The organism is Pectobacterium aroidearum (assembly GCF_041228105.1).
Lineage (GTDB): Bacteria > Pseudomonadota > Gammaproteobacteria > Enterobacterales > Enterobacteriaceae > Pectobacterium > Pectobacterium aroidearum.
Map to the genome: position 1 here is coordinate 1,126,985 of NZ_CP166097.1, position 24,892 is coordinate 1,151,876.

Here is a 24,892-nt window from a genome sequence, read left to right on the forward strand (position 1 = left end):
GGTTTTCACTTTTCTCCAAGCTTAGTGTGCCAGTGGAAAGCGAGAACCGTTTTCATCAGTGAAATAAGGCGTAATAGGTCAATGTCGTAAGAGGTCTGACCTGTTGCTTATATTCGTTGTAGTTTATCTGATTATTTTTATCAATTCGTTTACATCATAATTACAACTCACTTCACAAACCGAACGGCAGTAGTGCGTTTTCTGACGAGCATCAGCGATCCTCTCGATCCCGTGATTACGCGCTTCTCGCTGTTAGTACGATCCGCTACACTGCATGGCAGAAGATGATACTGTCACCAGACAAAATGAGAGGATTCCATGTATCAGGATTTAATCCGTAGTGAACTGAAAGAAGCGGCGGAAACACTGAATAATTTCTTGAGTGATGATGCGAACATTCAGTCGATTCAAAACGCTGCGGTGCTGTTGGCTAACGCTTTTAAAGCGGGTGGTAAAGTGATCTCCTGTGGTAACGGTGGTTCACACTGTGACGCTATGCACTTTGCTGAAGAGCTGACGGGGCGTTATCGCGAGAACCGTCCTGGCTATCCGGCCATTGCGATTTCCGATCCGAGCCACCTGTCCTGCGTCAGCAATGACTTTGGTTATGACTTTGTATTCTCGCGCTATGTCGAATCACTGGGACGTGAAGGCGATGTGCTGCTGGGGATTTCCACGTCTGGTAACTCCGGCAACATTATTAAAGCGATTGCCGCAGCAAAAGCGAAAGGCATGAAAGTCATTACGCTGACCGGGAAAGACGGCGGCAAAATGGCGGGTTCAGCCGATGTGGAAATTCGTGTTCCGCACTTCGGTTATGCCGACCGCATTCAGGAAATCCATATCAAAGCGATCCACATCCTGATTCAACTGATTGAAAAAGAGATGGCGGATCAGTAAGCCGCTTAATACGCTCTAAAAGGGCAAGAAGGGAAGGGTAGAAAGTCAGATGTGTGAATTGCTGGGGATGAGCGCGAACGTACCGACGGATATCTGCTTTAGCTTTACCGGGCTGATACAACGCGGTGGAAACACCGGTCCGCACCGGGATGGCTGGGGAATCACCTTCTATGAAGGGAACGGCTGTCGTACGTTCAAAGATCCGCTGCCAAGCTATAACTCGCCGATTGCCCGACTGGTGCAGGATTATCCGATCAAATCGTGTGCGGTAGTTTCACATATCCGCCAGGCGAATCGCGGCGCGGTGTCGCTGGAAAATACCCATCCCTTTACCCGCGAACTGTGGGGGCGAAACTGGACGTATGCTCACAACGGGCAACTGAAAGGCTATAGCACCCTGAAAACGGGGATGTTTCGCCCTGTCGGCCAAACGGACAGCGAATTTGCTTTCTGCTGGCTGCTGTCCCAACTGTCCGAGCGTTACCCACGCACGCCGGGCAACTGGCCTGCGGTATTCCGCTATATCGCCAAACAGGCGGATGTCTTGCGGGAGAAAGGCGTGTTTAACATGCTGCTGTCGGACGGGCGCTTTGTGATGGGGTACTGCTCAACCAAACTCTATTGGATCACCCGCCGTGCGCCGTTTGGTAAAGCGACGTTGTTAGATCAGGATGTGGAAATTGATTTTCAGCAGCAGACGACACCCAATGATGTCGTCACGGTATTAGCGACGCAGCCGCTGACGGGCAACGAAACCTGGCATCAGATCATGCCAGGTGAATTCGTTCTATTTTGTTTCGGCGAGCGCATACTTTAAGGTCGGCTGGCTGGTCATCAACGGTGGGTTAACGACGTATTGCCCGTTAAATACCGTGATGGCCGGTGGCTGATTGTGCTGATTAAAATAGGCGTACCCCGGCTGAAGCTGTTTCCAGAAGCTGGCGTAGGTGGAATTACGGTGGCGCTGCATGTTCTGTTCCGTCATGCGGAACGGGTAGATAGCGATATCAATCTTCGGCTGACCGTTGCGTAGCGCTGCTTCAGCGTAGCGATAAATCTCATCCATGTAGGTGTTGGTCATGGCATAGCAGCCAACCGACACACATTCGCCGTGAATCATCAAATAGCGGCCGGAATATCCCTGTGATTTATCATAGTCGTTGGGGAAACCGATATTGATTGCGCGGTAATATTGGCTGTCTGGTTTTAACTGACGCAGATCGACCTGATAGAAACCTTCTGGGCTTTTTAAATCGCCTTCAACGCGTTTTGGCCCTAACCCGCCCGAATATTTACAGATTGGGTATTGATCCAATAAACGGTATTCGTTACCGACTTTCGCATACAGTTCGAATATTCGCTCTTCTTTAAAGATCTGAATATAGATCGGAGAGCCTAATAATTGCTGTTTTAATTCTTTTGCTATCGGCGCTAGCGGCGGTGCGGTCTCGCTGGCTGCGCTGGTAACAACAAGAGAAGGCAAAAAAAACAACATCGCAAACGACAGCGCGATTTTTTGCATTATGATTCCTGATAATAAAATTGCCTGCTACACGCGGCATCCGCGTCGCGCTACTGGTGTCTTAGCGAAAGCGTGGGGACAGCCGTTATCGGTATATATTTCGTCGGCGAATAGATAACGACGAAAACGAAATCACATTATCATTGGTTTCATATTAATCAAGCGTTGAAAAGCGCTAAAAAATAACATTTACAAAAAACAGCCCGAAAGGGTACGGGCTGCTCAATGTGAGGTTGTTAATAGTAGGAGAACGCGGGTCAGGCGCGGGTGGCTTCTATCATCATAATGTCGGTGACAAAGGAACCGTCTGCCTGTACGTCAAAATGTTGCACCACCTCGTCCGGCAGCGTTTTTTGCAGTTCACGAATCGCGACAGCGAAATGTTCTGGCGTGCGCATACGGGCGATCCAACTGCTGAACTCCAGCATCAGTCTGTCGCTGGTGACGTTACGCACGATAAACCCTGCTTCCGTAAACAGACTCAGCCATTCGCCCGGCGCGTAATTACGCACGTGCGAGGTATCCCGCAGTTTCTCTACCGTCTGTAAATAGCTGTCCAACAGCGGATGACCGGGAGACACGACATCCATCATGATAACGCGCCCACCTGGTTTCAGGACGCGACGCATTTCCCGCAGCGCCTGCCCGACATCATGCCAGTGATGCGCGGAGTAACGGCTGATGATGATATCAGCGCTGCTATCTTCGAACGGTAAAGACTCGGCTACGCCTTGCTGAACGTGGATATTATTCAGCCCTTTCTGTGTCGCAGCCTGACTGACTACTTCCAGCATTTGAGAAGACAGGTCGTAGGCGACAACCTCCGCGACGGCCTGTGCGGCAACGAAGCTGGCGTGTCCGGCACCGCAGCCAACGTCGATCACCTGTGCCTGCGGAAAAGGCGCTAATAAGGCAGCCAACTGGGTTAAATCTTTGCCCTGCGCATGCACCGCGCTGGTCAGGTAGCTCTGTGCCTGTGATCCGAACTGGCGTTCAACACGACGATTATGATCCTGTTTTTCTTCCATCATTGCTCTCGCTCTATCTGAATTGATCTTGTTTTATCTGGGGTAAACGGCGGCGCGCCAGCCACTAAAGAAGACGTCGGTCTGAAAACACTATAGTGAGGGAAAAATACGGGTACAATATGAGCATTTATACGGGTATAAAATACTCCCTGTTTAATTAACACTTCTTTCACTCATGCTGTTGTCATCGAGTGCCGTTTGGACAAGCGGGATGAAAAGGACACCTGATTATGTCTGCAAATTCGTTTATGTCTGCCAATTCTCTGAGCGGCCCAAAGGCGCTGGGGGCTTTCTTACGGGCACTGCGTGAGCGGACCTCGCCGGAAAGGGTCGGCTTGCCCGCGTCCGGTCGGCGGCGTACCAGTGGATTACGCCGCGAAGAGTTGGCGCAAATCGCCCGCATCAGCACCACCTGGTATACCTGGCTTGAGCAAGGGCGTGATGTGTCCGCTTCCGCCTCGGCGCTGACTCGCTTGTCGCAGGCGTTAAAGCTGGAACCCGCAGAGCATGATTATCTTTTTAGTCTGGCTGGCGTACAGGATCCTCAGAAGCAGGGTAGGGCAATGTCGCTCGATGCGCGGGTTGCCGCCAGTCTGCACCATATTACCTGTCCTGCGTATCTTCTGGATGGCAACTGGAACATGCTGGCGTGGAATGCGCCGTCGGAACAGCTGTTCGCCGGATGGCTGGGAAACGATCCTGAACCGAATCTGCTGCGCTTTATGTTTCTTAACCCGCTGGCACGATCGCTGGTCGCTGATTGGCCGGAACGTGCCAGACGGGTGGTGGCGGAGTTTCGGGCGGAGTCCAGCCATTATGCGTCTGTCGAGTCCGTTCGGCACGTGGTGATGGCGCTGTGTGAAGAAAGCCGCGAGTTCAATCTCTGGTGGTCTCAGCAGGCGGTAACCGCCCGTGAAGGCGGCGAGCGACGTTTCCACCACCCTCTGCTGGGAGAGGTCGCCTATCATCAACAGACTTTCCATCCTGCCGGACAGGGGGAATTTAAGTTGGTGATGCTGATCGCGCAGTAAACGCGGGCATTATTGCGCTGCTTGTCTATACTGACTTTGATCTGTATATTTATACAGTATTGTCAGAGGGCCAGTATGCGCAAAATCATTCATGTTGATATGGACTGCTTCTACGCAGCAATTGAGATGCGTGATAACCCGCGCCTGCGCGATATTCCTTTGGCGATTGGTGGGAGCGCCGATCGCCGTGGCGTCATCAGTACCGCTAACTATCCTGCCCGACGCTACGGCGTCCGCAGTGCGATGGCGACGGCAACCGCTTTGCGCCTGTGTCCACACCTCACCTTGTTGCCCGGCCGCATGGATGTGTATAAGTCCACCTCGCGCCAAATCCGCGATATCTTCGCCCGCTACACCTCGCTGATCGAACCGCTTTCTCTGGATGAGGCTTATCTGGATGTCACCGACAGTCCGCATTGCAACGGTTCGGCGACACGTATTGCCGAAGAAATTCGTCGAACTATTGCGGATGAGCTGAATCTGACGGCGTCGGCGGGGATTGCGCCGATCAAATTTCTGGCAAAGATCGCGTCTGAGTTAAATAAGCCGAATGGACAATATGTCATTACGCCGGAGCAGGTGGATGATTTCCTGCTGTCGCTGCCGCTGGAAAAGATCCCCGGCGTCGGGAAGGTGACGGCGAAACGGTTGGAAGAACGCGGCCTGCATACCTGTGCGGATGTGCGGGTGTACGCGTTGGCGGATCTGCTTAAAGAATTTGGCAAGTTTGGCCGCGTACTGTGGGAGCGATGTCAGGGAATCGATGAACGACGGATTTCGCCGGATCGGCTGAGGAAGTCGGTCGGTGTGGAGAAGACGCTGGCGCAGGATATCCACGACTGGGGACAGTGTGAACATCTGATTGAACAGCTTTATCAAGAGCTGGAAGTTCGCCTGAAACGGGTAAAACCCGATCTGCATATTGCGCGTCAGGGCGTCAAACTCAAGTTTGATGATTTTCAGCAAACCACGCAGGAACATGTGTGGCCGATGTTGAATAAACAGGATCTGTTAAAGCTGGCACAGCAAACCTGGCAGGAGCGGCGTAAATCCAGAGGCGTCCGGCTGGTTGGGCTACATGTGACGCTGCTCGACCCGCAAATTGAGCGGCAACTGGTGTTTGATTGGGGATAAGGCTGTTTAGTTGAGGATAAAAAAGGGGCGACGTCTATGCGCCGCCCTGATTTTTACGACTACGCGATTAAGCGCGTGGCGGAATCGCTTTCAGCAGTTCTGTCAGCAATTTCCAGTACAGATCGACGCTGCCGATATGCACTTGTTCATCCGGCGAATGCGGCCCGGTGATGGTTGGCCCGATCGAAACCATGTCCATGTCTGGGTACGGTTTCTTGAACAGACCACATTCCAGACCGGCGTGAATCACCATGATGTTCGGCGTCTTGTTGAACAGCTTCTGATAGGTTTCGCGAACCAGCGCCATGACCGGTGAGTGCGCATCCGGCTGCCAACCCGGGTAGCCGCCTTTCGGTGACGTTTTCGCGCCAGCCAACTGACCCAGCGCCGTCAGCGTACCGACGACGGCATCTTTACCGCTGTCGATCAGCGAACGAATCAGGCAGATGATTTCCGCGTGGTCGTCTTCCATTGTCACAACGCCCAGATTCAGCGATGTTTCCACCACACCTTTGACTTCGTCGCTCATGCGGATCACGCCGTTTGGTGTGGCATTGAGCAGCGCCAGCAGACGATCGCGGCTGTCCTGCGTCAGCGGGTGCTCATTGCTGTCGCTGGCTTCCACCAGTACGGTCAGGTTTTTCTCAACGGCGGACAGTTCATTTTTCAGCACCGCCAGATACTCCTGGCTCAGCGTCTTCAACTGCTCGACGTTCGCAGCTGGCAGTGACAGCGTGGCGAAGGCTTCACGTGGAATGGCGTTACGCAGTGTCCCGCCATTCAGATCGAGAATGCGGATATCCAGCGCTTTCGCCTGTTCGAACAGGAAACGAGCCAGCAGCTTATTGGCGTTACCCAGACCCAGATGAATATCGCCGCCGGAGTGGCCGCCTTTCAGCCCTTTAATCGTCAGTTTCAGCGTTTGGTAACCAGCCGGTGGAACTTCGCGCGTCAGCGGCAGACGGGTAATGAAATCAATACCGCCCGCGCAACCCATGTAGATCTCGCCTTCTTCTTCCGAATCGGTATTGATCAGGATTTCGCCCTGAAGCCAGTTTGGTTGCAGGCCAAACGCGCCATCCATACCCGCTTCTTCTGTCATGGTCAGCAGCACTTCCAGCGGGCCATGCTCGACGTTTGGATCGGCCAGCACCGCTAGCGCAGACGCCATACCGATGCCATTATCCGCGCCCAGCGTGGTGCCGCGTGCTTTCAGCCATTCACCATCAACATAAGGCTGGATAGGATCGGTAGTGAAATCGTGTACGGTGTCGTTGTTTTTCTGCGGCACCATGTCCAGATGCGCCTGCAATACGACAGATTTGCGATTTTCCATACCTGCGGTTGCCGCTTTGCGCAGCAGGATATTGCCGACCTGATCGCGCTCGGCATGAATGCCTTTCTCTTTAGCCCATTCCAGAATGTGTGCGGCCAGCGCTTCTTCATGATAAGACGGATGCGGAATGGAACAGATCTTGGCGAAAATATCCCACAGCGGCTGGGGGGAAAGTTGAGACAATTCAGACACTATTTCAGTCTCCTTGTTAGCGGCCAGCCTTCGCGTTCTGGCGGGCAGGGCTATAGGTTAAAAGTTAATCGCGGTTAGCCACATAACATGGCGTGTCATAACAGAATATCATTTTCCATCAAAGCAGGGGAATTGCCGTCGGCCCTGACTTATTTTTCCTGCTGCAATATGAATCAGCGGGCTCGGCAGAGCGCAGGTTGGCGGGAAAAACTCGGTTCTCACGTTGAGAAAAACTGGTTTTTATGTTGTCGGCTATCTATAATCTCGCGCAACCTTTTTCCCCCCTCAGACTCAACTTAAGCCGTTTTTTATTCGGCTGGGATATATTTTATGAGCGAAAAGTACGTCGTAACCTGGGATATGTTGCAAATTCATGCCCGCAAACTGGCACAGCGTTTACTGCCTGCCGATCAATGGAAAGGCATCATTGCCGTCAGCCGCGGTGGTCTGGTTCCAAGCGCGCTGCTGGCGCGTGAGCTGGGTATTCGTCACGTTGATACCGTTTGCATCTCCAGTTATGACCACGACAACCAGCGCGAAATGAAAGTGCTGAAACGTGCCGAGGGAGATGGCGAAGGGTTTATCGTGATTGACGATCTGGTCGATACGGGCGGTACGGCAAAAGCAATCCGTGATATGTACCCGAAAGCGCATTTTGTGACCATTTTCGCTAAGCCTGCAGGTAAACCGCTGGTTGACGATTACGTCATTGATATTCCGCAGGACACCTGGATTGAACAGCCGTGGGATATGGGCGTGGTGTTTGTTCCGCCTTTGTCTGGCCGCTAATCGTCCCACCGATAAATATCGATTTCCATCAATGCCCGGTTTAGCCGGGCATTATTGTTTATGAACTGTGGTAATTTCTAGCGCAGGCTTTGATCCGATCGTGTGTTTCTGCCGTTGATATTTGTCTTCTCTGGTCTGAGTTCGTTACACTTTAACGGGTGACGAAGAAGTCGTCTGATGTCCGCTAACAGCGGTTTACATTAATGGAGGCTGCTGTGGCGCAAGCTAACCTGTCTGAAACGCTATTCAAACCATCCTTTAAACATCCAGAAACCTCGACGCTGGTTCGACGTACGCGAAATAGTCAGGACGTGCAGGGGCTGCATTCTACGTTGGAAGGGGAAAAGACCCGCAGTTGGTATCGCATGATTAACCGGCTGATGTGGATTTGGCGTGGCGTCGACCCGTGGGAAATCGAAGACGTGCTGTCGCGTATCGCGGCCAGCAAGGCCGACAGAAGCAACGAGCAACTGCTTGATACGGTGATCGGCTACCGCGGCGGTAACTGGATTTATGAATGGGCGAAGCAGGGTGCAGACTGGCAGCAGCGAGCAACAGAAAGCGGCGATGATGCGCAAACCGGACAATTCTGGCTGAACGCCGCCAATCTCTACAGCATTGCTGCCTATCCGCATATTAAAGGCGATGAGCTGGCAGAGCAGGCGCAAACGCTGGCAAACCGCGCCTATGAAGAAGCGGCTAAATATCTTCCTTATGAACTCAAAGAATTAACCTTCCCGATTACGGGCGGCGGCACGCTGACCGGTTTTCTGCATATGCCAGCGCAGGCGAAAGCGCCTTTCCCAACTGTGCTTATGTGCGGCAGCCTGGAAATGTTGCAGAGCGATTATCATCGCCTGTTTCAGGACTATTTTGCGCCGGCAGGCATGGCAATGCTGACGATTGATGTTCCCTCCGTTGGATTTTCTTCCCGCTGGAAATTGACTCAGGATTCCAGTTTCCTGCATCAGCAACTCTTGCGTGCGCTGCCGGATGTCCCGTGGGTCGATCACTCGCGCGTTGTGGCGTTTGGTTTCCGCTTTGGCGCCAATATTGCCGTTCGGCTGGCGTATCTGGAATCGCAGCGCTTACGCGGTGTGGCCTGTCTCGGCCCTTTGGTGCATCACCTATTAAGCGATTCGACTCGCCAGCAGCAGGTGCCGGATATGTTTATGGATGTGTTAGCGAGTCGTCTGGGTATGCCCTTCTCGACGGATACCTCGCTGAAAACTGAGCTGGGACGTTATTCGCTGAAAACGCAGGGGCTACTCGGACGTCGCTGCCCGACGCCAATGCTGGCAGGCTACTGGGATAACGATCCGCTGTGCCCGAAAGAAGAGGCCAGCCTGATAGTGAACTCATCCGCACAAGGGAAACTGCTGCCGGTTAACTTCTCGCCGGTGTACCAGAATTTCGATCGCGCGCTACAGCAAATCAGCGGATGGTTGCAAGATAAAGTGTGTTAAGCATGATCAATGGCAGGCGTAGAACCTGCCAATTTTTTACCCGTTTGGGAATCGTTGAGGGATGCAATGATGTGGGGAATATTGTCTCGTCAGCAGCAAAGCCTGCATGACATCTGTTGTTCAGACCTACCGCTGGAAAAGAAAAAACGACAAATCGACCGCTTTCTGGCGCAGGGCGGCAGCATCAATGAAAGGCAACCCCATAGCGCTAATGTGCTCGGTTTGCTAACGGTCAATACGGACGCACCGGATACGGAGCTGGTTCGTTACCTGCTGGATAAGGGCGCTTTTATTGAACAGCCTGGAGGATTCAGCTCGTTACATAATGCGATCGAGTTTTTCCATCTGGAACTTGCCGAGCTCTACCTTCAGTACGGCGCTGATGTGCACTACCTCAATTTCTTCAGCAACTCATGGCTGAACTACCTGTACTGTCCTCAGGATCGCTATACCTACACCGACGACCAGCGTCAGCAAATGCTCGATCTGCTGTTACGTTACGGTTTGGATCTCAATCGTGAAACCATTTTTTGGACATCGCTGGAAACCAGCTTTCCGATCGAGATCGTGATGTGCGAGAAGGATGTCAGTCTGCTGGAGCATATCTTCCAGCTCGATATCCCGATTCATTTTGCCGAAACCGGCATTTTTGAACGCATCTTTAACTATAAAAGCGAGTGGCTTCCACTGCCGCTCTTTCAACAGATCGTGAAACGGGCAGGCGGGGCGGCTTATCGTGAGCCTGGTGTCATTCTTTCCGAAGACAAGAAGATCCGTACCGATGGCTCGCTATTGGAAATGGCCATTTTTTATGCCGCGGACGAACGACTCTGTGAATGTTTGCTCGATACCTACCCTGATATACGCTGCGATTTAAGCAACTACAGCTTTGTTCTGGATGCCTTGCTTAACCGCTATTCGCTTGAATTGGTGGCGCGGATTGTGCAAAAAACGGCGGATATCGATCGTCCTTATTCCTTGTTCATCTCCTCTGGCCGAAAAAAACAGGACGGATGGGAGGCCGATGCATACCCTGACGTGGGTAGCTCGGCCATGATGCAGTTTGTGGACAACCGTCTGATAAAAGCGCTGAGTGAGCCCGATTACTACGTCTATTTTTACGATGCCATGAGCCTGTTGCTGCAATACGGCGCGTCGCCTCTGGTCGATAAAATGAGCGGGGGGCGCAGCTATGAAATGCGAAACTGGTCATTGCTTTACCTCGTCTGCGTTGAAATGGTGTCGCAGAATAACTTTCGTCCTGACCTGCTGGAGTTACTGATAGCGCATGGTGCGAATTTCAACGTGAAGAAAAGTGCGGTCAGCGAGCCACTCTGCATTACGCTGCTTCAGCGCGGCTATAGTTCGACACATGAAGATGTGCTGCTTCAGGTGATGAACTACCTCTACGAACACGGTATGGATTTGCAGGCGACCAATGCTTACCTGATCAACACGGCAGCCGCGGCGGGAATAGGCTCACGACCACAGGTCTTACAGTGGCTTATTGCGCGCGGTGTGGATATTCACACCCTGAGTGGGTTCGACAATTCCCCCGTTTTGCATAAAACCATCAGCCTGTATAGCGCGGAAGCACTGACGCCGGAGCGGCGTGCGGAAACCGTCGCGGTACTGTTGGATAACGGCGCGAATATTGATGAGTTTTCGATTGATGAACAATTCACGCCGCTGATGTGCGCGGCTTACTATGGTGAAGCGAAGTGTGCCGATGTACTGCTGGCGCGCGGAGCAAACCCGCATGCTCGCAGTGCCAACGGGATGACGCCTCTGCGCTGTGCGCTACATCGCGCCGATGCGGCAGCCGCGCGTATTGTGACCCTGCTTCATCAATATGGCGTGACGATCGCACGGGTGGACGAAGAGGGTAACGATCTGCTGGTCGGCTGTATTCGCAATAAACATGAGGCGATGTTTAAAGCGCTACTGGAGATACTGTCCCCCACTCTGGATGAGATGCATCGGCTTCTGGACTGGCTGGCGCGAGGCAACCGCTACTGCTATTTCTCCGATCAGTTACGCCAACAGATTGCGCGACTAAGCGCAGGCGAGCCGTCTTCTTCTCATCATTCGTTACCGCTATAAGGATGTAGTGTATGTTTGGTTCAACTTCCAAAACGGATACGTTAGAGACGATTTGTTTCTCTGATGCCCCCACCAGCAAGAAACGGAAATTGATCGATCGCTATCTGGCGGCGAAAGGCGACATCAACGCACTGAGCGACGGGAAAACGGTTTTGCACCAATTAAGTCAGGATCGCGACACAGATAGCGATCTTGTCCGCTATTTGCTGGAGAAAGGGGCGAATAGCGAAACGCCTGAAGGCGAAAGTGCGCTCTTCGCGGCTATCACGTCATACTCTCCTGAACTTGCTGCGCTGCTTTTACAACACGGTGCCCGGCTGGATTTTCATGATAATCAGGGACGCGGTTGGCTACACTGCTTTTTTGAACTGCCTGAAAGCCCGGTCTATACCCATGCTCAGCGCAGTACGATGCTGGGGGTATTACTGGCAAACGGGTTGGATATCAATCAGCCAATCCTGTTTCACCCCGAGGCAGAGAAATGCCACCCGGTCGATGTTCTGCTGGAAAAGCAGGATCGTTTTTTGTTAATGCGGCTGTTTCAGGTCGATAGCCCGGTACGCCTGACGGGGACGTCGATACTGGAAGCGGTATTTCGGCACGCCGGATCGTGGATGACGCTGGAGGTCTTTCAGCCGATCGTTGTACAGGCCGAGCGGGAAGGGATGCGGGAATCGGGTTTTACTCTGTCGTTTAATCAGGAACAGAAAACCTCGGTAACCTGGCTGGAAATGGCGTTGCATTGCGGCATGCCCGCGCCGCTTTGTACGTTCTTACTGGATACCTTTCCGGATATGCGCTGCGATGTGCCTTCGCACAGCGTCTTGTTGGATGCGCTGGAAAGGTCGTTTCCTCCTGCGCTGGTACGGCGCATTGCGGAACGGACTGCCGATCTCGATCGCCGCTATCCACTGCGTTTTGAGCAAAACGAACCTGATGATGAAGATGACGCAGAATATGAACACGGTGCTGAGCGCGAAAATGATGTCAATCAGGGGACGGTGCTGGCGCAATATCTCGTGCTGCGAGGCAAGGCTGCGGTAACGGATAGCCGCGTCCATCGCGTGTTTTCTTCCTCTCTCGCACACCTACTGGAATCAGGCGCTTCTCCCAATATTGGCTATACGATGTGGGAGGAGGACGATGACACGCCGACGACGTGGCCTGCGCTTTATACGCTCTGTGAGGCGATGATTGCCACCGGACAATATCATGCTGACTTGCTCGATCTGCTGATAGCGCACGGCGCTGACTTCAATCAACAGCAGGTACTGCAAGAAAGCGGCGCGCTTCCGCTGGGGATAGCGCTGCTCCTGTATTCACAGCATAGTCCGCACGAAAGCGTACTGCTTGATCTCTTCCAGCACCTGCATTCCTGTGGGATGAACCTGCATAGCACGGCACCAGACGGAATGAATATGGTTTATGCCGCTGCGGCAGGGTGTCGTCCGCAGGTGCTGAACTGGCTGGTTCAACAAGGTGTTAGCCTCAATGCGGAAACGGCGAACACCCTTGCGCCGCCGCTGCATCGCGTGATTAATAATGCAAGGGTGACGCCGGAAAGACGCAAAGCAACGCTTGAGGTATTGCTGCAACAGGGGATGGAGAAAGACATCGCGTGGGGCGCTCCCGCGATGACGCCATTGATGCTGGCAGCGAAACAGGGCGCCCAGCATTGCCTCGAGATGTTGCTGCAATATGGCGCCAACCCGAATGCGCGTGCCGCAGGCGGCATGACGCCTGCGCTGTATGCGATAACGAGCCGCCATTCCATTGATTTCCCGCCTCGCCCTGAATCGGTGTCTGCCCGCATGCTGGCGATGCTGCATGCCTATGGTGCGGAGCTTTGCCAAAGCAATGATGACGGCATAACGCCGCTGTCGCTCAGCGTGCAGGAAGAACGGAAAGAGGTCTTTGAAGCACTGCTCAGGCTGACGTCATTTACAGAAGAACAGCTGCGAAGCGTGCTGGACAGCAAACGCCCGATTCACGCTTATTTTGCTGAACGCCTGCAAGCGCTGCTGGCATTGCCTGTGCCACACGCTGAAGCGGGGCTTTCACGCTTTTCCGTGCCACGCAACTCCGTGGCATGCCGCGTTGGCGCAGAGGCAGAAAAGTCATGCGTCAGACAGTAACCTGATGCCAGGTGGTTGATAAATTGCCATTCTCTGCTAAAAAGAAAGTTCAACCAGAGGAGATCGCAGATGATGTTACCGAGTGGACACTCCAAAAGCCGACTGATGAAAAATTTTGCGGCGTTGGGGCCTTATATACGTGAAGCGCAGTGCGAGAATACCGCGTTCTTCTTTGATTGCCTGGCGGTTTGCGTCAACATCAAGCCTGCGCCTGAAAATCGCGAGTTCTGGGGATGGTGGCTGAATCTGGAAGATACTGGCCAGGCCTTTGCCTATGACTATCACTACGGATTGTTTGATAAACAGGGCAACTGGCGTGAGGAAAAAATCAAGGACAAAGCCGTGATGGAACAGGTGGAAAATGCCAAACAGGCTTTCCATGTCCGACTGGAGAAACTGCTGCACTCGCTCGAACCCGCTACGACCCTCGCTGCACGACCGTGATGCTTCCCTGACGATCCCCGATTTATTCGCAGGTTTTCGCGTTATGCCTGTTGGCATAACGCGTCTGTCCTGCTACAACGTTTTCCTTATTCTTATTTTTTGACATCCAACGGCAGAGAAATTATGAGCGGCAGCCAGACTTTGGTTGTGAAACTGGGCACCAGCGTGCTAACCGGCGGTTCGCGCCGTCTTAACCGCGCCCACATTGTTGAACTGGTGCGCCAGTGTGCGCAGCAACATGCGGCAGGGCATCGGATTGTTATTGTCACCTCAGGAGCGATTGCCGCCGGGCGCGAACATTTGGGTTACCCCGAACTCCCCGCCACAATTGCGACCAAACAACTGCTGGCCGCCGTGGGTCAAAGCCGCCTGATTCAGCTGTGGGAACAGCTGTTTTCCATCTACGGTATCCACGTTGGGCAAATGCTGCTGACGCGTGCGGATATGGAAGATCGTGAGCGTTTCCTTAACGCGCGCGACACCATGCGGGCGCTGCTGGATAACAATATTGTTCCGGTCATTAATGAAAACGACGCCGTTGCGACCGCCGAGATCAAGGTGGGTGACAACGACAACCTGTCTGCGCTGGCGGCGATTCTGGCCGATGCGGATAAGCTGCTGCTGCTGACCGATCAGGCCGGTCTGTTTACCGCCGATCCGCGCAATAATCCTGATGCGGAGCTGATTCGTGAAGTGAACGGCATCAATGATGCGCTGCGCAGCATCGCGGGTGACAGCGTGTCAGGCCTCGGAACGGGCGGTATGTCGACTAAATTGCAGGCTGCCGATGTGGCCTGTCGTGCCGGTATCGACGTGGTGATCGCCGCAGGCAGCAAACCGGGTGTGATTGGCGATGTCATTGCAGATATCTCCGTTGGAACGCGTTTTCATGCCGTGGATGCGCCGCTGGAAAGTCGTAAACACTGGATTTTTGGTGCACCACCGGCGGGGGAAATCACCGTCGACGACGGCGCGCTTTCTGCGATCCTTGAACGCGGCAGCTCGCTGCTGCCGAAGGGCATTCGCCGCGTGGAAGGGAATTTCTCGCGCGGTGAAGTGATCCGCGTGCGCAGCTTGGCGGGCCGCGATGTGGCGCACGCCGTGACGCGTTATAACAGCGATGCGCTGCGTATGATTGCCGGACACCATTCTCAACAGATTGCCGAGATTCTTGGCTACGAATATGGTCCGGTGGCTATCCATCGCGACGATATGATTATCAATTAAGGAGTTCGCGATGCTTGAACAAATGGGTAAAGCGGCAAAAGCGGCCTCTTATCAACTGGCAGTCCTGAGCACGGCTCAAAAAGATCGCGCGCTGCTGACGATTGCGGATTTGCTGGAAGCCGAGAGTGCAACGATTCTGGCGGCTAACGCGCTGGATTTAGCCGATGCGCGCCAAAATGGCATGAGTGAGGCGTTGCAGGATCGTCTGCTTTTAACGCAGGAACGACTGAGCGCGATTGCCAGCGATGTGCGTCAGGTATGCCGCTTGACCGATCCGGTAGGGCAAGTGATTGACGGCAGTATGCTGGATAACGGGCTTAAACTGGAGCGTCGCCGCGTGCCGCTGGGCGTGGTCGGCGTGATTTATGAAGCGCGTCCGAACGTCACCATTGATGTGGCCTCCCTGTGCCTGAAAACCGGCAACGCGGTGATTCTGCGCGGTGGGAAAGAAACGTACCGCACCAATGCGGCTACAGTAAAAGTGATTCAGCAGGCGCTGTCGCAGTGCGGCCTGCCTGCCGCCGCGGTGCAGGCGATTGAAAGCCCGGATCGTGAACTGGTTAATCAACTGCTGAAGCTGGATCGCTACGTGGATATGCTGATTCCGCGCGGTGGTGCTGGCCTGCATAAGCTGTGCCGCGAACAATCGACGATTCCGGTTATTACCGGGGGCATCGGCGTTTGTCACATCTATGCGGACGATAGCATCGATTTCGACAAGGCGCTGACGGTCATTGAAAGCGCCAAAGTACAACGTCCTAGCGCCTGCAACAGCCTGGAAACGCTGCTGGTCAATCAACATATCGCTGACCGCTTCCTGCCTGAACTGAGCAAGAAAATGGCGGCGGCGGGCGTTACGCTCCATGCCAGTCCTTCAGCGATGTCTTATCTGAACGGTGGTCCGGCAAATGTCGTTGCGGTGGAAGAGGCCAACTACAACGATGAATGGCTCTCTAACGACCTGAACGTTACGCTGGTGGACGATCTGGATGCGGCAGTTGCCCATATTCGCGAACATGGTACGCAGCACTCTGATGCGATTCTGACGCGCTCGTTGGCCAACGCAGAACGCTTCGTGCGTGAAGTGGATTCCTCTGCGGTATATGTCAACGCCAGTACGCGCTTTACCGACGGTGGCCAGTTTGGTCTGGGGGCAGAAGTGGCGGTCAGCACCCAGAAACTGCATGCGCGCGGCCCAATGGGGCTGGAAGCGCTGACTACCTATAAGTGGATTGGTTATGGCGACGATTTGATTCGCGCTTAATGGATGAATGGCTGCGTGTATCAATGATATGCGCAGCATTATTTTCACTCCGCTTTTTTTATTTTATTCTTTTTCTAAATAAGACATTTCATTCCCGCTGTGATTCTTTTTTTGTGGTTTTTATTTAAATTAAAATCTAACGCAGTAATAGAAATATAATAAAGTAACTACATTAGATAAATATCCTCCAATAGTAACAAACTATGCTTTGTGCAACGTATCACAAATACATAGTCTGTCTGGCTACCGGAGGATAAAGAGTAATTGTTTGTCCTCTGCTGCAATAATGCGTTATTTATTAACGCTGATGATTCTCTGCGGCATTGTGGACTGATCGTGCGGTTTCACGAGCCTGTTTTTCCGCACGGCTGTTAAAATTATCCGCCTTGGCTTTGGCATCAGCCCAGCCTTTTTCGGCGTCTTTTCTGGCTTCGGATTCTCTGGCTTTCACATCCGCTTTGATTTTTGCTTCCCTGTTTTTATTTTCTGATTCTCTTGCCTTTATATCGGCTTTGATGGCATCGGTTTTATCCCGGAAGTGGGATTCGCTGTTGCTTGTCTTCTGCGGTTCACCCACAGAACCGGCATGAGCGCTAGCACTGACGTGACTGGGCCCTTGACCAGATGATGATTCAGTTTTGGTTACGCGCTCAGTTTTGCCATCATGAGTCGACTGAGCACTGGCGGTTGCTGAGGCAAAGCTATCCGCTGCAGCCATGCCGATATAGCTCGTACTCAATAACAAACCTAAAAATAGTGTTTTCATCTTCATTATTCACATCCTCTCACGGTACTTTCTGGTCATGCCGAAAATAATATTTTGATGGTGAGATATTATTTTGGCATCAACGTATAGACAGCATCCTTATTGCCTTGGCAGTAGTAGAGCAAAATAAGAAATAAAAAGAATAGGGATTTCTCCTAAAACAAAATGACCGTTTGGTTGAGACTTATTTCATTTTCATCATAAAGGTAAGAAGTTATTTTTATTGTAACGTTCCTACTCTACGGAGAAATATATTGATTAAAAATGATCGGCGTTTGTCTAGTCAGATATTATCTGTCTGGAACAGACTCCCGAAGCAAGGTGATATAGAAGTCAGATTCCGGCTTATCCGTTAAGCCCAAAAGCTATAGCATGTGGCATTATTAGTACGGAAAATTATCAGAACCGTATCATCTTCAACAGGATGATGATAAAACCAGCAGACGATCGCCAAACGCTTGACTTGATGTACCATTATCACTAATTTGTCACCCCGTAGTTCACGTCTGGCTCTCGCCACGACGATCCCAAAGCCGATATAGCTCAGTTGGTAGAGCAGCGCATTCGTAATGCGAAGGTCGTAGGTTCGACTCCTATTATCGGCACCATTCACTTCTATCTTATTGATTTAATTAACGTTAAGCTCATTCAAAGTGAAATCGCGTAGCCTCTACTACATAGAGGTCATACAGCCGATGGCTCAACGTGATAATCTGTATCGCCGTAGCAGCGGTATTTATGTTGTCCGTATTGCAGTTCCCGCCCGATACCGTCTCTACACGGGACAGCGTGAGATTCACGCTTCAACAGAAACAAACGACATCAGAAAAGCGCGAGCGATTGCCGCAGGTCTATTGGTTGTCTGGCAGCGATGTCTGGGTGAGTATCAAAAATTGGATAGAGAAAAGTTGGTAAGCAGTGCGCCTGCTTTGGCTGGAGAAGGAATGATCAGCCTTGCTGAATTTTGCGGTTTAACTAGCGCTTCCCTGCAACAAGTGGCGCAGCGACTACTTGATACGAATATCCCGCTTTTTTGGCTTGCTGATGGGCGTCCTGCTTACTATGTAGAAGATCTCTCATTAGTGGAAAAGGACGATCCTGAGGCTTCTGGATTTATTATCGATAGTGCCATTAACATCGGGATTAGAGGTTCTCTGAACGGTTATATCCAGCCCTTGATTACCTCATGTATATTACGTCAGATGATCGCTGGCGAGCCGCTAGACGCAGAAACCGCATTTAAATCCTCAGAGGCTTCATCCAAAGCCGCATGGTTCGTTGACTTTCCCGGTGTCGAAATCTCGCCTGGTTCACTAATGATTCATCGTGTGCAAGCCGAGCGCTTACGATTATTTTGGCTGTCACATAGCACCGCAGTTTCTCCAGTAATGCCTGTGAAACTAAAAGCAATTACCCCTGTATTATTGCCCTCATCAATACCGGATAATGAATATGTAAATCGTAAATACTACTCAGTGAAAATGAGCGAGTTATGTGAAAAATATATTCGCTACAAGCGCGGGGGGAAATTCACGGAAAAGGCAGAGAATCGAGTTCGGGAAGGTTTTAGCCTGCTGGTTGAAGTCATGGGTGATCCAAAGCTTATAAAAGTGGATCGTGACTATCTCCGTGAGTATGAGAGCTTACTAAGGTCGATACCTGCACGGCGTGATTTAGCTAAGATCCGATACAAAATCAATGGCATTCATGAGCTGATGGTTAAAGCAAAAGAGAATGGCGACCCTCTAATGAGCGATAACACCGTTCGTAAATATATGCGGGTTATCTTCGAAGCTTTCAGGTGGGCTGATGGAGAAGGTATTTTTATTAAGTCCCCAGCGAATCAATTCTTCGCACCTGTAGAAAATGAAAAGATGGATCAGGACTTCAAAGCTGATTTCACTGATGAGGATTTGCACGCTATTTTTAACCGCCCTTGGTTTAAACGTGGAGCCGTAGATAGAAATAGCGAGGGACGCTTCCATCATTACCGTGCATTTCATTACTGGTTGCCACTCATCGGATTCTTTACCGGAGCAAGGATTAATGAGTTATGCCAACTTTATCTAGATGATATTAAGCAGGATGCTACCGGGTTTTATTTCTTTGAAATCAGCAACGAACGGGCCGATCAGTCACTGAAAACGATTAATTCACGAAGAAAAATACCGTTGCATCCGACATTGCTCAAACTTGGATTAATCCGCTATTGCGAAGCATTGAAGAAAGCAGGTCACGAGCGTTTATTTCCAGAGCTTCCTTACCACTCTGTAAAAGGATACGGCGATAAGGCTTCGGACTGGTTTAACCGTTCGTTGCTGAAAGTGCAGTTAGGATTTGAAAAGGACAGTAAGAAATCTTTCCATTCATTCCGTCACACGTTTTCTACCAGGCTCAAGCAAGCAGGAATCGACAGCGAGACGCGCGCTCAGTTTGTTGGGCATATCCGCGGTTCTGGTGAGACAGAGAACCGATATAGCAAAGATCACCCACCAGCAGCCCTTTTTGCTGTGCTTGAGAGCGTTACGTTGGGGCTACCGGAAGTCGCTCCATTTGTTTGCGAAGATGGTGTCGATGCGGTAGCTGATGCTCTACGGATTAAGCAGAGCAATAAATCGCGAAAAGAACTGCAATAGCCTGACTTTCTCTCTTGCTCTAACGCGCTCAGAATGGTTCTGGCGCGTTTTTTATTAAGGGTTGTGGATTTCATAGTGCTGAATTTGGAGACGCTCAAACGCGTTTGGTGAAGTCATATGACCTACGATTGCACCCGCAGCCCTTCCACGCTTTCCTGCGGCAGACTTATAACTGTTTTCATGCTGGTTTCGATACTGCGAATAATCTCTTCGCGTGGGCCGCTGCGCCAGTCATCGCTTGCGTAAAAAGTTTCAAGAATCGTAGTCATGCTTTCAGCACTGTCAAAGGCGCGAATCAGGTAGTAGCAATCCGGGTCATGAAGCGAGTTGCCAAAGGAAACAACGTCGATCCCGTGGCGTCGGTGTAGGGGAACGCTGATTTCCTGCATGATGGCATGAAAAGCGGCACCGCTGCCTTTGCGTAAGGTGTATTGCAGTATTTCGACGGTTCTCAATTTTATTCTCCATTAATGCTCGGCTATGTGCATAAAATAACAAGATGTATAAGTGGACATATTATTCAACACCAACTTTTGTTTCTTACCGATGGTTCATATTAAGTGAACCAACATTTTTATGATGTCAGTTCACTTTAAAATATCCTATTACTGCTTTTGATTAAATTATTTCTATTTCACTCGAATCAAACCATCCTTTATGTAATAGGTTTTTTCTTAGCATTTCTGTATTATCTGTATAAGCAAGAATGGCGAGGCTTTTTTGTGCTCGGCTACATGTGACGTAAAATAGTCGTCTAGTTCTGTCTTCACTAGTATCTTTACCTTCTTTCTCATTATCTAAATCAGTTTTTGTTTTTTCTTTAATACCGAAAAGTTTGTCATAACTAAACATAAAACCTTTAGCCTCAGAATCATCAATTAAAACTAGAACACGAGGGAATTCTAGACCTTTAACTCCTTGATGAGTATCGATGTTTGTCTTCCCTTTGACATAATTATAATATTTATCAAATTGATATAAAGGAGAGCTAAAAGATTTCTGCCAAGCTTCAATGATATCATCTTGTGAGTTATCATTACTTTCTAGTATTTCTTGTATAGAATCTGGGACGTCAAGTAATTTTATTTCATTTATCTTATGCAGTAAATCAATTGTGATGAGTTCGGGGTTTTTAGAAATAAAACTCTTTAACATATCAAGAGAGCTTCTGATTTGTGTAAGTGGTGAGGTATTATTTGTATTTTTTAAAAGATGTTCTCTTTTTAATAAGGGGGCATTTGTTCGTAAAATGTTAGTGATAGTAAAGGTATCATTTTTAATGCAGGCGGATATTAAGGGGGAAACAATTCCACAAATGAAATTTATATTACCCAGAGAGCCCTCTAAAAGCCCTGTTTTTAATCGCTCAATTTGATAGAGAGGAGTGAACATGTCTATAAAGCCCATACGTGTTGCGGCCATATGATGTTCTAATATTAGGGTGTTTACTAATGAATCATGGTTTTCCCAATCATCATCTAAAGTAATTTCTCTCATTCTTTGCTTTACAAAAGATTCATCTCTATCTTTATTATCAGAATGACATTCTTTTATAAAAATTCTTACATATCCTTCCTCGGCATCTTCTTTGGCCTTTTGCTTATGATTATCCACTTGGCTTCTAATTAAATTAATTAAAGCGACCACTCTTTTTGGAGAACGATAGTTAATGCTTTTTTCAGGTTTTTTCCAGTGTTCGTCAAGGCATGCCTCTAAATCACTTTTACCATCAGAGTATATCCTTTGCATCATGTCCCCTAACAGACCCACCGAGAATGTATCTCTGTTATTTTTCTCAACTTCGAGTAATGCATTCATTAGCAGTTTGTTAGTATCTTGGCTTTCATCAATTAAAAGAATTGGATGGCGATTAACCAATATTTTCTGCATAGTATATTTTCTATCTAGAAAATAAGATCCGAGTTTAATGACTTCTGAATGATTTAGAGAGTCTTTAGTTCTATTATCTCCGGTAGGGTTATATGTGAATTTATATACGTCTGATAAGTTTTGCAGACGTTTTTCTTTGGAAACTATTTTTCTTTCTCTTTCTAAAGAAGCTTGAGAAACTCTAGTTGTTCTGCTTTGTATGTCCCTTAAATCAGCTATCTCCGCAGAAATGTTTTCCATTAACCAAGATTTTATATCACTGGAGTGATATCTAATTAGCTCCCATAGGAAACTATGAATTGTAGACACATCTATTAATTTGTTGAATTTAACTCTTCTTTTTATTTCATCACAAGCCGCATTGGTGTATGTTATCACGGCTATTCTTTTTCCTCTTAGCCTGAACTCTTCTGAGTGACTCTTCAAAATCATTTCCAGAACATTAACTAAAGTTCTAGTTTTACCAGAGCCAGCTCCAGCATAAAGAAGGAAACTATGCTTTTGAGTGCCTGTTAAATAATTATATATATTAGAATCTAATATTTCCTCAGTTTGCTTGATAGTCATTTGGTTTCTCCATCACTGGCTAAATCAGAAACAAGCTCTAATTGTTTTATTTTTATCTTTTCTTCGAGCCACTTTAGACCATTACTTATATAATTAGGTGTGTTTAATTTATCGCTTTCGTCATGGTAAAGTATATCTAATGCAAATTCAGCTTTATTACCTTTAGATAAATGTGAAAATGATTCCTCTCCAAATTCCTCTGCATTTTTGCAATTAGTAATTGATGCTTTAAATTTCTTCACTAAACCATTACCAGTAAGATTACTGAAAAAATCTAGATTATTGTAGACTAAAGAGTCTTCGAAAGTGTTTGGTAAAAACTCTTGGTTAACACCTTTGAATTCAGCCAAAACAGGAATCTGAAAAGCTGAGTAAACATAAAAGAATTCATTATATTTCTTTTCTTTCTTATCTTCCGTGAGTTTATACAATTCATCGACACCGGTAACTTCTGGAACCCAACTTGCAAGTGTTGTATTACTTGTAACGAAACCGCTGCCTTTCTTAGAGGGTTTAACCTTGCCATCTTGTGAATCCTTAGGGTCTAAATCCGTAATAATTAGAGTTAAAAGATTCAAACTAACAATCAGATTCTTTAGCCGATGTGCATGGCTACCACCAATCTCTAATAAGGTAATGTAGCTTTGATTTAAGAAAGGGTAGTGTCTTCTAATTAAGTGAGGAACTAAAATCCTCTCGGCAGGACCTTCAACAAGAATTACTGCATCTGCAAAGAATAAATCACAATGTGTTGCCTTTAGGTATCTTATTACAAATTTTTCTGTATCATCATTTACACCAAAAACATTGGAAAGATTGATTACTGTTGATACAGGGATCTCATGTTCTTTACAAGCAGGAATTCTTCTAAAGTATCGTAAAGAAGAAAATTTACACTCGTGGGCAATATGGCTTGAATGTGTGCTTATAATGAGTTGTGTATGAAGCTCTTCTTTATCGCCTAAATTGTTATGATTCCTCAATATATCATATGCTTTCCTAATGAAGATTTGTTGCACTTGTGCATGCAAGTGAGCTTCAGGTTCCTCAATCAAAACCAAATGCAGGGGAGCTGGAAAATCCTCTTGATTGTCGTCTGCTAATTTTTTATTTGTAGCTTTGCCAACTTTCATCCAACTATCTCTGAACCCCATTAGTCTAAATGCAATTGAGATTAAGTTTTGATAACCTAGCCCATTATAACTCTCTGGCAATCTTAGATAGTCTAAAGATACATTGCTTAAAGCATTAGTTAACTCATATTGAACTGCTGAATCGTGATTTAAGCCATCAATTGGTTCTATTTTTGTGGAGATTTTTAATTTAGGATCAGTTACTCCTGGATAGTTGAGGCCTTCAACTTCTTTTATGGCTTGGGAGAAACAGTTTTTTAATCTTTCATCAAATGTATCCTGAGCATCACGAATGGCTTGTAGAGCTTCAATATCCGATAATTCAGGGCTTTCTATTGGGTTGAGATGTTTAGAATAATAATCTCTTAACTGTGTGTTTAATTTGCTATTCTCTTTGTCGGCAGCTGAGGGGCTTCCAAAGCCACGTTGTGCATTGATCTCATCAATTCTTATTAGATCTTTGAGAGGTATGCCATCAAGTAATGTTTGCTTACTGTCTATTCTTTGGGGTTTGGCTATCCCATTATCAGATAATTCTAGTTTTGAAGGATCTAAGCTATAACACTTGATTGTAAACAGTGAATTCAACTTTCTTGAAAGATATTCATAAATATCTTTAGGCCACAATGCTATTGTGTAATTTTCTTTATCAATCCGCTCAGAAATTCGGTCGTGTATATCTAATGAATTTTGGCGGGAAGATATGAAATCCTCAAAGAAAACATCAAATTTCTTGGGTTCATATCTCAGTCTTACTCCAATTAAACCTCCATTCCACTCTAACGTTGGGAGTATATGGTTAACATATTGGAGCTCATTTTCTTTCGCTTCGATCCAAATATCCATGAAAGGAAAGAGATCTGATAAAGCTTCCTGTGATTTATCAAGATCTATATTTTCCTCAGTTAACCATTGTTCAGTGATATCTTTTATTTTTGCCCAATTGCAAAGTGTCAAATCATTTACGCTAAACCGCGAGGCATCAACGAGGAAATGTCCTAAGGCCTCCATTGCAGCCGTTTTACCGCTATTGTTAGCACCAACAAAGAGAGTGGTTTTTTCTGCAATATCTATGCGGACAGACTTCAACTTTCTGAAATTCTTAATTTCAATGAAATTTATTCTCATATTAATAATATCCTTATGAAATTATTTTGCTGTGCTAAAGAAATTTTGCGTTTCGATTAGAACATAGCCACTTTGATTGTGTAGTCAATAGAAATCATGATGTAAGAAATCGACCGTTTTCTGGCACCTCCCAATCGCACGCTTTCACACTGTTGGAAAAATAGCCTTGGCTTTTCTGACAGGCCATCCTAATGTTGGCCT

The 24,892-nt window shown here is 48.6% G+C and carries 19 protein-coding genes and 1 tRNA gene; 13 read left to right on the forward strand and 7 right to left on the reverse strand.

Features of this window, described 5'->3' with window-relative positions; all coding sequences use genetic code 11:
• The first annotated feature begins 318 nt into the window (after nucleotides 1-318).
• Both lpcA and AB8809_RS05065 read left to right on the forward strand, forming a co-directional pair.
• Nucleotides 319-900 (forward strand): D-sedoheptulose 7-phosphate isomerase, encoded by a 582-nt coding sequence (gene lpcA, locus AB8809_RS05060; protein WP_005975726.1) that lies wholly within the window; start codon nucleotides 319-321, stop codon nucleotides 898-900.
• A gap of 49 nt (nucleotides 901-949) precedes the next feature.
• Nucleotides 950-1,717, forward strand: coding sequence for a class II glutamine amidotransferase (locus tag AB8809_RS05065; RefSeq protein ID WP_015841445.1), 768 nt, complete (start codon nucleotides 950-952; stop codon nucleotides 1,715-1,717).
• Here AB8809_RS05065 and dpaA read toward each other — a convergent pair.
• Entirely contained in the window at nucleotides 1,688-2,422 is a 735-nt protein-coding gene (dpaA, locus tag AB8809_RS05070) for a peptidoglycan meso-diaminopimelic acid protein amidase (protein ID WP_015841444.1), read from the reverse strand. The two genes, AB8809_RS05065 and dpaA, sit on opposite strands and share 30 nt — an antisense overlap.
• Nucleotides 2,423-2,679: 257 nt before the next feature.
• The gene (locus tag AB8809_RS05075) at nucleotides 2,680-3,450 is read right to left on the reverse strand and encodes a class I SAM-dependent methyltransferase (protein ID WP_369987572.1); all 771 of its coding nucleotides are present in this window, start codon (nucleotides 3,448-3,450) and stop codon (nucleotides 2,680-2,682) included.
• 230 nt (nucleotides 3,451-3,680) lie between these two features.
• Between AB8809_RS05075 and AB8809_RS05080 the strand changes: the two genes are divergently transcribed.
• Both AB8809_RS05080 and dinB read left to right on the forward strand, forming a co-directional pair.
• Nucleotides 3,681-4,481: a helix-turn-helix transcriptional regulator gene (locus tag AB8809_RS05080; RefSeq protein WP_181830370.1), complete on the forward strand. Its 801-nt coding sequence runs from the start codon at nucleotides 3,681-3,683 to the stop codon at nucleotides 4,479-4,481.
• Nucleotides 4,482-4,556: 75 nt separating this feature from the next.
• Entirely contained in the window at nucleotides 4,557-5,615 is a 1,059-nt protein-coding gene (gene dinB, locus AB8809_RS05085; RefSeq protein ID WP_181830371.1) for a DNA polymerase IV, read from the forward strand.
• Nucleotides 5,616-5,682: 67 nt separating this feature from the next.
• On the opposite strand, the gene pepD is transcribed toward dinB, so the two are convergent.
• A complete protein-coding gene (gene pepD, locus AB8809_RS05090; RefSeq protein WP_349854389.1) occupies nucleotides 5,683-7,143 on the reverse strand; it encodes a beta-Ala-His dipeptidase in 1,461 nt (486 codons plus the stop codon).
• 330 nt (nucleotides 7,144-7,473) lie between these two features.
• On the opposite strand from pepD, the gene gpt reads away from it, so the two are divergent.
• The 7 genes from gpt to proA all read left to right on the forward strand — a co-directional run bounded on the left by gpt (nucleotide 7,474) and on the right by proA (nucleotide 16,571).
• Nucleotides 7,474-7,932 (forward strand): xanthine phosphoribosyltransferase, encoded by a 459-nt coding sequence (gpt, locus tag AB8809_RS05095; RefSeq protein WP_010282559.1) that lies wholly within the window; start codon nucleotides 7,474-7,476, stop codon nucleotides 7,930-7,932.
• 215 nt (nucleotides 7,933-8,147) lie between these two features.
• A complete protein-coding gene (gene frsA, locus AB8809_RS05100) occupies nucleotides 8,148-9,398 on the forward strand; it encodes an esterase FrsA (protein WP_349854390.1) in 1,251 nt (416 codons plus the stop codon).
• A gap of 9 nt (nucleotides 9,399-9,407) precedes the next feature.
• The gene (locus AB8809_RS05105) at nucleotides 9,408-11,501 is read left to right on the forward strand and encodes an ankyrin repeat domain-containing protein (protein ID WP_349854391.1); all 2,094 of its coding nucleotides are present in this window, start codon (nucleotides 9,408-9,410) and stop codon (nucleotides 11,499-11,501) included.
• Between the two features lie 11 nt (nucleotides 11,502-11,512).
• A complete protein-coding gene (locus tag AB8809_RS05110; protein WP_349854393.1) occupies nucleotides 11,513-13,636 on the forward strand; it encodes an ankyrin repeat domain-containing protein in 2,124 nt (707 codons plus the stop codon).
• A gap of 69 nt (nucleotides 13,637-13,705) precedes the next feature.
• The gene (gene crl / locus AB8809_RS05115; protein WP_180778717.1) at nucleotides 13,706-14,080 is read left to right on the forward strand and encodes a sigma factor-binding protein Crl; all 375 of its coding nucleotides are present in this window, start codon (nucleotides 13,706-13,708) and stop codon (nucleotides 14,078-14,080) included.
• 123 nt (nucleotides 14,081-14,203) lie between these two features.
• A complete protein-coding gene (gene proB, locus AB8809_RS05120) occupies nucleotides 14,204-15,307 on the forward strand; it encodes a glutamate 5-kinase (RefSeq protein ID WP_015841435.1) in 1,104 nt (367 codons plus the stop codon).
• A 10-nt stretch (nucleotides 15,308-15,317) separates the two neighbouring features.
• Nucleotides 15,318-16,571 (forward strand): glutamate-5-semialdehyde dehydrogenase, encoded by a 1,254-nt coding sequence (proA, locus tag AB8809_RS05125; protein WP_349854394.1) that lies wholly within the window; start codon nucleotides 15,318-15,320, stop codon nucleotides 16,569-16,571.
• 298 nt (nucleotides 16,572-16,869) lie between these two features.
• Here the strand turns inward: proA and AB8809_RS05130 are convergent, their stop codons facing one another.
• On the reverse strand, nucleotides 16,870-17,343 hold the full coding sequence (locus AB8809_RS05130) for a hypothetical protein (RefSeq protein ID WP_349854395.1): 474 nt from the start codon (nucleotides 17,341-17,343) through the stop codon (nucleotides 16,870-16,872).
• Nucleotides 17,344-17,869: 526 nt separating this feature from the next.
• On the opposite strand from AB8809_RS05130, the gene AB8809_RS05135 reads away from it, so the two are divergent.
• Nucleotides 17,870-17,945 (forward strand) — tRNA-Thr (locus AB8809_RS05135).
• Between the two features lie 87 nt (nucleotides 17,946-18,032).
• Nucleotides 18,033-19,973, forward strand: coding sequence for a site-specific integrase (locus tag AB8809_RS05140; RefSeq protein WP_349854396.1), 1,941 nt, complete (start codon nucleotides 18,033-18,035; stop codon nucleotides 19,971-19,973).
• Nucleotides 19,974-20,095: 122 nt separating this feature from the next.
• Here AB8809_RS05140 and AB8809_RS05145 read toward each other — a convergent pair whose 3' ends face one another.
• From AB8809_RS05145 to AB8809_RS05155, 3 genes are all read right to left on the reverse strand, one after another.
• The gene (locus AB8809_RS05145) at nucleotides 20,096-20,428 is read right to left on the reverse strand and encodes an NIPSNAP family protein (protein WP_064368282.1); all 333 of its coding nucleotides are present in this window, start codon (nucleotides 20,426-20,428) and stop codon (nucleotides 20,096-20,098) included.
• A 163-nt stretch (nucleotides 20,429-20,591) separates the two neighbouring features.
• Nucleotides 20,592-22,430 carry a UvrD-helicase domain-containing protein gene (locus tag AB8809_RS05150; RefSeq protein WP_349854397.1) on the reverse strand — a complete coding sequence of 613 codons (1,839 nt, stop codon included), beginning with the start codon at nucleotides 22,428-22,430 and terminating at the stop codon, nucleotides 20,592-20,594.
• A complete protein-coding gene (locus AB8809_RS05155) occupies nucleotides 22,427-24,691 on the reverse strand; it encodes an AAA family ATPase (protein WP_001222145.1) in 2,265 nt (754 codons plus the stop codon). The genes AB8809_RS05150 and AB8809_RS05155 overlap by 4 nt, the downstream gene beginning before the upstream one ends.
• Nucleotides 24,692-24,892 lie beyond the last annotated feature (201 nt).